Genomic DNA, 7,121 nt, shown 5'->3' with positions numbered 1-7,121 from the left:
GTACGGCAGGCCTTGCTTGTGAAACGATCAACCGGGCGGTTGCGGCACTTCGGGCGCTCGCTCGGGTTTCCAATCCGCCATGAAATGGCTATGAAGCCGGGGCAAGCAGCCCATGCCGCGCCGATTCCGGCGAGGCCATCCTCTCTCACGGACCAGTCCATGCGTTTGTCGCGCTATTTCCTGCCCATTCTCAAAGAAAATCCGCGCGAGGCCGAGATCGTCTCGCACCGGCTGATGCTGCGCGCCGGCATGATCCGCCAGCAGGGACAGGGCAGCTTCTCCTGGCTGCCGCTCGGCAAGCGGGTTCTGGACAAGGTTTGCCGGATCATCCGCGAGGAGCAGGACCGCGCCGGCGCCCTGGAGATCCTGATGCCGACCATCCAGTCGGCCGAGTTGTGGCGCGAAAGCGGCCGCTATGACGACTACGGCAAGGAGATGCTGCGCATCAAGGACCGGCAGGAGCGCGAGATGCTCTACGGGCCGACCAATGAGGAAATGGTCACCGAGATCTTCCGCGCTTATGTGAAGTCCTACAAGGACCTGCCGCTCAACCTCTACCACATCCAGTGGAAATTCCGCGACGAGGTGCGGCCGCGCTTCGGCGTTATGCGTTCTCGCGAATTCCTGATGAAGGACGCCTATTCCTTCGACCTCAACTACGAGGGCGCCAAGGCCGCCTACAACCGGATGTTCGTGTCCTATCTCAGGACGTTCACGCGCATGGGCCTGCAGGCGATCCCAATGCGCGCCGACACCGGGCCGATCGGCGGCGACCTAAGCCACGAGTTCATCATCCTGGCCGACACCGGCGAGAGCCAGGTGTTCTGCCATCGAGACTATCTCTCGCTCGCCGTGCCGGGCGCGAACACCGACTTTTCCAACGACGCCGAGATCGCCGACATCGTCAAGACGTGGACGACCCCCTATGCCGCCACCGACGAGATGCATGACGAGGCGGCCTGGGACAAGGTCTCCGAGGGCGACAAAGTCTCGGCGCGCGGCATCGAGGTCGGCCATATCTTCCATTTCGGCGAGAAGTACTCCAAGCCGATGGGCGCCAAGGTGACCGGGCCCGACGGCAAGGATCATTTCGCTTCGGGCGGCTCCTACGGCATCGGTCCCTCGCGGCTGGTCGCGGCGATCATCGAGGCGAGCCATGACGACAACGGCATCATCTGGCCCGACGCGGTGGCGCCGTTCGACATCGGCCTGATCAACATGAAGGTGGGCGACGCCGAATGCGACCGCGTCTGCGACGAGCTCTATGCCGCACTCTCCGGCGCCGGCAAGGACGTGCTCTATGACGACACCGACCAGCGGCCGGGCGGCAAGTTCGCCACCGCCGACCTGATCGGCCTGCCCTGGCAGGTGATCGTCGGGCCGCGCGGCGTAGCCGCCGGTGAGATCGAGATCAAGAACCGCAGGACCGGCGAGCGCGAGACGCTGCCGATCGAAGCGGCGAAGAAGCGCCTCGGTATCGCCGCATGAGCCAGGCGGCCGCAGCCAAAGCCCCGGCCGTCAAAGCCCCAGCCGCCGGCGCCTTTTCGGTGTTCGAGCGCATGGTTGCCTGGCGCTACCTGCGCTCGCGGCGCAAGGAGACGGTGATCTCGGTCATCGCCTCGATCTCCTTCCTCGGCATCATGCTGGGGGTGGCCACGCTGATCGTCGTCATGGCGGTGATGAACGGGTTCCGCGCCGAGCTGTTGACCCGCATCCTCGGCGTCAACGGCCATCTGATCGCGCAGCCGCTCGATTCGCCGCTCGAGGACTATGCCCAGGTGGCGAGCCGCATCAACGGCGTGGCAGGCGTCAAATACGCGATTCCCCTGATCGACGGCCAGGTGCTGGCGCAAGGCAATGTCGGCGGCGGCACAGGCGCGCTGGTGCGCGGCATACGCGGCGAGGATCTCGGCAAGATCTCGATCGTCTCCGGCAACATCAAGCAGGGCACGCTGGACGGCTTCGACACCGGCGAGGGCGTGGCGATCGGCAAGCGCATGGCCGAGAATCTTGGCCTCGTGCTCGGCGACACCATCACGCTGATCTCGCCGGAAGGCGACGTGACGCCGCTTGGCACGACGCCGCGCATGAAGGGCTACAAGATCGCGGCGATCTTCGAGGTCGGCATGTCGGAGTATGACAGCTCGATCGTCTACATGCCGTTCTCGGAGGCGCAGCTCTATTTCAACATGGACGGGCGGGCGCAGACCATAGAGATCTATGTCGACAATCCCGACAATGTCGATGCGCTGAAGCCGCTCGTCGAGCAGGCGGCGCAGCGGCCGATCGACCTTGTCGACTGGCGCCAGCGCAACGAGACGTTCTTCTCGGCGCTGCAGGTCGAGCGCAACGTTATGTTCATGATCCTGACGCTGATCGTGCTGGTGGCGGCTCTGAACATCATTTCCGGCCTCGTGATGCTGGTGAAGGACAAGGGTCACGACATTGCCATCCTGCGCACGATGGGCGCCTCGCGTGGCGCCATCCTGCGTATCTTCCTGATGACGGGGGCGGCCATCGGCGTCACCGGCACTGTCGCCGGCGTGCTGCTCGGCGTCGTCATCTGCCTCAACATCGAATCGATCCGCCAGTTCTTCTCGTGGATGACGGGCAGGATCCTGTTCAATCCCGAGCTTTATTTCCTCAGCCAGCTGCCGGCGAAGATGGACCCGCGCGAGACGACCTATGTCGTCATCATGGCGCTGGTGCTCTCCTTCCTGGCGACTGTGTTTCCGGCATGGCGGGCCGCCCGCCTCGATCCGGTCGAAGCCTTGAGGTACGAGTGATGGCCGAGGCCATTATCGAGCTGAAGAGCGTCGAGCGGCACTATGTCCAGGGCCCGCGCAAGCTCACCATTCTTAACGGCGCCGACTTTTCGCTGCGGCGCGGCGAGATGGTGGCGCTGGTGGCGCCGTCCGGCACCGGCAAGTCGACGCTGCTGCACACGGCCGGGTTGCTTGAGCGGCCCGACGCCGGCGACGTGATTCTGAGCGGGCGCGCCTGCGGCCGGCTCTCCGACGAGGAACGCACGGCCATCCGCCGCAACGACGTCGGCTTCGTCTATCAGTTCCATCACCTGCTGCCGGAGTTTTCCGCGCTGGAAAACATCATGATGCCGCAGCTGATCAAGGGGCTGACGCGCAAGGAGGCGGCCGAGCGGGCGGCACAGCTGCTCGACTACATGCAGATCGGCAAGCGCGCGCATCATCGGCCGTCGGAGCTCTCGGGCGGTGAGCAGCAGCGCGTGGCAATCGCGCGCGCCGTCGCCAACGCGCCGCTGGTGCTTTTGGCCGACGAGCCGACCGGCAATCTCGACCCGGTCACCGCTTCCTATGTGTTCGAGGCGCTGGAGGCGCTGGTCAGGCAATCGGGCCTCGCGGCGCTGATCGCCACCCACAACCACGAGTTGGCATCGCGCATGGATCGGCGGGTGACGTTGGCCGAGGGCAAGGTCGTCCCCCTTTAGGTCACGGCGATATTCGGGTGAGGCCGGCCTGCGAAAGGCGGCTTCCTGCGCTTCCGGTGCTCACGTACTTCAAGTGCGCTCCGCTCCGGTTCTCGGAACCCACCATTCTCGACTCGGCCTGCCCCGAATCTCGGCGTGCACGGCGACCTGACTGCCAAGACTTTCTGTCCGCCGTGAACGCAAGACCGGCGCGCATTCGCCTGTCAACCTTTCCTTAACCCTGCCGGATTGAGGGCCCGAAATTTCCGGGCGGCGCCTTTTTGCGGTCGTTGACATTCGAACAAAATTAGAACAAATTACGAACATACTAACAACTGGAGAGAGTTATGTCGGACCTTGTTCAGGATGTTGTGTCGCTCGTTTGCATGAGCACGTTTCTGATTTCCATGGCGATCTGGATCGGCGCCATGTGAGGACCATGCCTTGCGGCCGGCTGTCGCAAGCGCTTCGACGTTAAGCTTTTCTTGTCCGCCAAGACGCTAGGTTGCACCGAAGACAGGGAGCAATACCGGTGTCGCCGATCGTGATGGCCATCCTCCTGGCCGGCAATCTCGGACTGATTTTTCTGCTGATGACCGTGCCGCTGGGTTTGCGTACGGTCACGGTGTCCCGGCTGGTGGCGGCGGACCGCCATCGGCTCTGGCAGGCGCTATGGCCGTTCGGCAGCGATGCCGGCTGGTCGGGCGAGATCGTTTCGACGCAGCACTGGATGGGGAGGGCATGGCCCGGATCACCCTGTCCTGGGAGGGGCGCGATGGCCAGCCGATCGAACGCAGGGTCGCGCTTGAAAATGTCGTCGAGGCCAGCCGGTTCTCCATGCGCGTCCTCGACGATTCTTCGCTCGATGCCTCGTTCTGGGCAAACTATCGCGAAACCATCGAGCTCGCGGCCGAAGGCGGCGCGACCCGGGTGAGTCTCAGCCAGACCGATCGCTATCGCGGCGTCGCGTTCCTGATCTTCCGCTATTTCGCCATGCGTCGCGAGCTCGGCAAGCTGCAGCGCTGGGCGAGGACCGGAGAGTATCGCAAGGGCGGCTGGTTCGAGCATCCGCTGAGCCAGGTCGGATTCGCCGTGCTTTCGGCCTTCATCCTGTGGCCGTTCTTCGGCCTCAGCCTTGGCGGCCTGGCGCTGGCCGCGATCCTGACCTCGGTGGTCGCCCTGCACGAGCTCGGCCATATGGCGGCATTCCGGCTGATGGGACATAGCAGGGCGCGCATGATCTTCATCCCGCTGCTCGGCGGTATCGCCATCGGCGGCAGGCCCTACGACAGCCGCTTCGAGGTGGCCTTCGTGGCGCTGATGGGCGCCGGCTTCTCGGCCTTCCTGGTGCCCGTGCTGATTGCCGCCAGCGGGCTTGCCAGAGGCGAGGGGCATGGCGCAGTCGCCGCGCTGCTGGCGACGCTGGCAGGCTTTTCCGCGCTCTTCAACATCGCCAATCTGGTGCCGGTGTGGAAGTTCGACGGCGGCCAGGTGCTGCGCCAGATCTGCCCCGGACCGATCGCGCTGGCACTGGCTTCGTTCCTGCTGCTGTCAGCCCTGCTGGCGCTCGGCTGGCTGGCCGGCTTTTCGCCGGGCTTCCTGCTTGCGGCCGGCGTCGTGTTCCTGATCCTCAGCCTGCTCACCATGGGCAGCGCGGTGAAGCCGCGCCATGAGCTGAAGCCGATTCGCACCTTGGACCGTTTCGCCATGGCCGGCGCGCTACTCGCGGTCTTCGCCATCCACGGCTACGGGGTGCTGTGGGCGTCGGCGCAACTGGTCTGAGCCGAATTCGGCATAGGCTTCAGCCGGCCTTGCGGATCGCCTCGACGGCTGAAGCGGCGGCGGGGCCGAACGCATGTTCGAAAGCGGATTTCAGCGCCAGGTCAAGGTCGGCCATGGTCACCGGCAGGCCGAGGTCGACCAGGCTGGTCACGCCATGGTCCTCGACGCCACAGGGCACGATGCCGGTGAAGTGTCCGAGTTCCGGCTCGACATTGATGGCGATGCCATGAAAGCTCACCCAGCGCCTCAGCCTGATGCCTATTGCCGCGATCTTGTCCTCGGCCGGCGTGCCGTCGGCAAGCGCAGGGCGGTCCGGCCGCACCACCCAGACGCCGACCCTGTCCTCGCGCCGCTCACCGCGCACGTTGAAGGCGGCGAGCGTCGCGATGATCCACTCTTCGAGCGCGGCAACGAAAGCGCGCACATCCTCGCGTCGGCGCTTGAGGTCGAGCATAACATACGCGACCCGCTGGCCAGGACCGTGATAGGTGTATTCGCCGCCGCGGCCGGCCGAAAAGACCGGAAACCGGTCGGGCTCGATCAGGTCCTCGATGCGGGCGCTGGTGCCGGCCGTGTAGAGCGGCGGATGCTCGACCAGCCAGACCATCTCGCCGGCGGCACCGCTGCGGATCGCCTCGGCGCGCGCCTCCATGAAGGCGATCGCCTCGGGATAGGCGGTGAGGCCAGGCTCGATCACCCATTCGACAGGTGCTGAACCGGGCAGGGGCAGGAACGACGTGGCGATCTGGCTGCGTTCTGGCATGATAAATCTCTTGTGCCCTCTCATATGGCGGCAATGGCTGCAAACGTCCAGTTCCCCGGCATTTTCCGAAGCTGTGGGACGTTATGCCGGCAGCTCTGTCCGATGCATGTCGTTCCCCCAAAACCGCTACGCACTTTTGGGCGACATGCATTGGCGAATATTCCGCGCGGCGCACTTGTTTCGCCGGAAACGATTTGCTACAGGCCCCGAGCCGGTTCGTTCCGGCTCCTACCACGTGCGGTCGTGGCGGAATTGGTAGACGCGCAGCGTTGAGGTCGCTGTGGGGCAACCCGTGGAAGTTCGAGTCTTCTCGACCGCACCAATCTCTTCCCGAAAGTTCCTTTGAACAGCCTTTGGACTTAGGCTGGCGCGAGCGCTTGCGGCCGCCCGCGCGGGGCAAATCAGAAGCGATCGCCCGTAGGAATCAATGCCGCCGGTGATGCAGGCAGCTCGGCAAAGGCCGGTCCTACCCCGTCCCCCCCAGCCCCGCCGAGATGCAGTTGATCGAGACGAGCAGGGCGTCGGTCGCCCGCTTTTGATCCGCTGCGCCGGTATTGGCGCGAACTTCACGCAGCAGATCGACCTGCAGCCGGTGGATGTCATCCATCTGTCGCCGCAGATTGTCGAAACGCCGCTTGAACATCGGAAAGCGCGCGGAGAGATCGCCTCCCGTGAGGTCGCCGATCAGGCGTCGCGTCAACTCATATTCAGCGGCGATGCGGGCGTGGATTCGTCCGGCCGCATCGCTGTCGGACACCAGGCCGGCGTAGAGCCGCGCGATCTCCATGTCGGACTGGTAAAGCGTCTTCTCGGCCTCGTCGACGATCAGGCGGAAGAAGCGCGAGTGCTCGAACATGCGGGCCAGAAGGTCGCGCCCGGCCTCGCCGCGCACGGTGACGAAGGAGCTCATCGCGCTGCCGATGCCATACCAGCCGGTCAACAGATGACGGTTCTGGCTCCAGGCGAACACCCATGGAATGGCGCGCAGGTCGGCGATGCCGCTGGCGCCAAAACGGCGGTCCGGCCGCGAACCCATTTTCAAGAGCGCCAGCTCCGCGACCGGGCTCGCCTGGTTGAAATAGTGGAGGAAGCCGGGCTCGGCCATCAGCCCGGCATAGGATGCCTGCGACA

6 protein-coding genes and 1 tRNA gene are annotated in these 7,121 nt (G+C 64.8%); 5 read left to right on the top strand and 2 right to left on the bottom strand.

Annotated features, from left to right (window positions below; translation table 11 throughout):
- Positions 1 to 159 precede the first annotated feature (159 nt).
- From proS to EOA33_RS18575, 4 genes are all read left to right on the top strand, one after another.
- The gene (proS, locus tag EOA33_RS18590; protein WP_126054036.1) at positions 160 to 1,488 is read left to right on the top strand and encodes a proline--tRNA ligase; all 1,329 of its coding nucleotides are present in this window, start codon (positions 160 to 162) and stop codon (positions 1,486 to 1,488) included.
- Positions 1,485 to 2,786 (top strand): lipoprotein-releasing ABC transporter permease subunit, encoded by a 1,302-nt coding sequence (locus tag EOA33_RS18585; protein WP_126054037.1) that lies wholly within the window; start codon positions 1,485 to 1,487, stop codon positions 2,784 to 2,786. Before proS ends, EOA33_RS18585 begins: the two co-directional genes overlap by 4 nt.
- Positions 2,783 to 3,466 (top strand): ABC transporter ATP-binding protein, encoded by a 684-nt coding sequence (locus tag EOA33_RS18580; RefSeq protein ID WP_189347389.1) that lies wholly within the window; start codon positions 2,783 to 2,785, stop codon positions 3,464 to 3,466. The genes EOA33_RS18585 and EOA33_RS18580 overlap by 4 nt, the downstream gene beginning before the upstream one ends.
- Positions 3,467 to 4,186: 720 nt before the next feature.
- Entirely contained in the window at positions 4,187 to 5,227 is a 1,041-nt protein-coding gene (locus tag EOA33_RS18575; protein ID WP_245482365.1) for a site-2 protease family protein, read from the top strand.
- A 19-nt stretch (positions 5,228 to 5,246) separates the two neighbouring features.
- Here the strand turns inward: EOA33_RS18575 and lipB are convergent, their stop codons facing one another.
- Positions 5,247 to 5,990: a lipoyl(octanoyl) transferase LipB gene (lipB, locus tag EOA33_RS18570; RefSeq protein WP_126054040.1), complete on the bottom strand. Its 744-nt coding sequence runs from the start codon at positions 5,988 to 5,990 to the stop codon at positions 5,247 to 5,249.
- Positions 5,991 to 6,227: 237 nt separating this feature from the next.
- On the opposite strand from lipB, the gene EOA33_RS18565 reads away from it, so the two are divergent.
- Positions 6,228 to 6,312 (top strand) — tRNA-Leu (locus EOA33_RS18565).
- A 144-nt stretch (positions 6,313 to 6,456) separates the two neighbouring features.
- On the opposite strand, the gene EOA33_RS18560 is transcribed toward EOA33_RS18565, so the two are convergent.
- Positions 6,457 to 7,121: phosphoenolpyruvate carboxylase (locus EOA33_RS18560; protein WP_127406251.1), on the bottom strand; the 665-nt coding region annotated here is incomplete at its 5' end.

This window comes from Mesorhizobium sp. M4A.F.Ca.ET.050.02.1.1 (assembly GCF_003997725.1).
GTDB lineage: Bacteria > Pseudomonadota > Alphaproteobacteria > Rhizobiales > Rhizobiaceae > Mesorhizobium.
The sequence above is the reverse complement of the archived record's forward strand: the minus strand, read 5'-3'. Positions and strand labels throughout refer to the sequence as shown.

What these genes read in the sequence shown, in the direction of transcription:
- EOA33_RS18585 (WP_126054037.1), top strand. Translation starts at nt 1,485, where the DNA reads ATGAGCCAGGCGGCCGCAGCCAAAGCCCCGGCCGTCAAAGCCCCAGCC.
- EOA33_RS18575 (WP_245482365.1), top strand. Translation starts at nt 4,187, where the DNA reads ATGGCCCGGATCACCCTGTCCTGGGAGGGGCGCGATGGCCAGCCGATC.
- lipB (WP_126054040.1), bottom strand. Translation starts at nt 5,990, where the DNA reads ATGCCAGAACGCAGCCAGATCGCCACGTCGTTCCTGCCCCTGCCCGGT.
- proS (WP_126054036.1), top strand. Translation starts at nt 160, where the DNA reads ATGCGTTTGTCGCGCTATTTCCTGCCCATTCTCAAAGAAAATCCGCGC.